The organism is Streptomyces sp. LS1784, assembly GCF_020103755.1.
GTDB lineage: Bacteria > Actinomycetota > Actinomycetes > Streptomycetales > Streptomycetaceae > Kitasatospora.
The window spans coordinates 1-1413 of record NZ_JAHSQD010001043.1 but is presented as its reverse complement, the minus strand read 5'-3'; the positions used below and the strand labels follow the sequence as shown (position 1 = coordinate 1413).

The 1413-nt window shown below is 76.9% G+C and carries 1 protein-coding gene; it reads left to right on the top strand.

All coding sequences use genetic code 11. The features are described from left to right. On the top strand, positions 1 to 1336 hold a 1336-nt coding region (gene dacB, locus KS423_RS45460), incomplete at its 5' end, for a D-alanyl-D-alanine carboxypeptidase/D-alanyl-D-alanine-endopeptidase (RefSeq protein ID WP_224285511.1). Positions 1337 to 1413: the final 77 nt, after the last annotated feature.

Genomic DNA, 1413 nt, shown 5'->3' with positions numbered 1-1413 from the left:
CGCGCCCACCGGTGGCGGCAGCGACGCCCCGGATGCACGCCCGGCCCCCGCGTCGGGCGCCGTCCTGGCGGCCGTCGAGGACGGCGCGGGCGCTGCCGTCCCCACCACGCAGGGCCTCCAGCAGGCGCTCGCCGCCGCCCTCGCCGACAAGAGCCTCGGCGAGGTCACCTTCGCCGTCGCCGACGCCGGCACCGGCCGACTCCTGTACGGCTCCGGGGAGAACGCACCGGCCACCCCCGCCTCCACCACCAAGCTGGCCACCGCGATCGCGGCCCTGTCGCTCGTCCCGGGCGACACCCGGCTGCACACCCGGGTGGTCCGGGGCATGGACCCGGGCACGATCACCCTGGTCGGCGGCGGCGACCCGACGCTCACCGCGCTGCCCGCCGACCAGGTGCAGATCGGCGGGCAGCCCGCCGACGCCGACACCGCCCCCGCCTCACTGGACGCCCTCGCCCAGCAGACCGCCGGCACCCTCCAGAGCCTCGGCACCGCGACGGTCCAGCTGGACTACGACCTGTCGATGTACACGGGCAGCCCGCAGCACAAGAACCACGACGGGCAGAACATCGCCCTGGTGGTCCCGCTGATGGTGGACGAGGGCAGGGTGGACCCGAAGAGCCGGGAGGACGCGCCGGACCGGGTCGCCGACCCGGCGGCCGCGGCCGCCGAGACCTTCGCCGCGCTGCTCAAGGCCCGCGGCATCACCGTGACGGGCAAGGCCAGACCCGCCGCCGCCCCCGCCCCCGCCCCGACCGTCTCCGGCACGGCCCCCCTCGGTGAGGTCCACTCACCGACCGTCGCCCGGCTGGTCGAACGTCTGCTGACCACCTCCGACAACCAGCTCGCCGAGGCGATCGCCCGCCAGGTCGCGATCGCCGCCCACCAGCCGGCGAGCTTCGAGGGCGCCGCGGCCGCCATCACCCAGGAACTCGCCCGGCTCGGCGTTCCGATGGGCAACGTGCTCCTCAACGACGGCAGCGGCCTGCACCCGGGCAACGCGATCCCGCCCGCCGTCCTGGTCCGACTCCTCGTGCTGGCCGCCTCCGAGCAGCACCCCACCCTGCGCCCGGTGCTCACCGGCCTCCCGGTCGCCGGCTTCACCGGCACCCTCAACAAGCGCTACGGCTCCGGGTCAGGCGCCGCCGACGCGGCCGGCCTGATCCGCGCCAAGACCGGCACCCTCACCGGCGTCAACACCCTCGCGGGCACGGTCGTCGACGCCGACGGCCGCCTCCTCGCCTTCGCCGTCATGACCCGCAGCGCGGCCGCCGACACCGCCCGTGCCGCCATGGACCGCGTCGCCGCCCGCCTCGCCACCTGCGGCTGCCACTGACCGAGCCCCGCCCCACCCGGGGTCTCCGTACGGCCGGGCACGGCGCGGTCCTCCCGGACCGCCGCGGCCACGGGCAC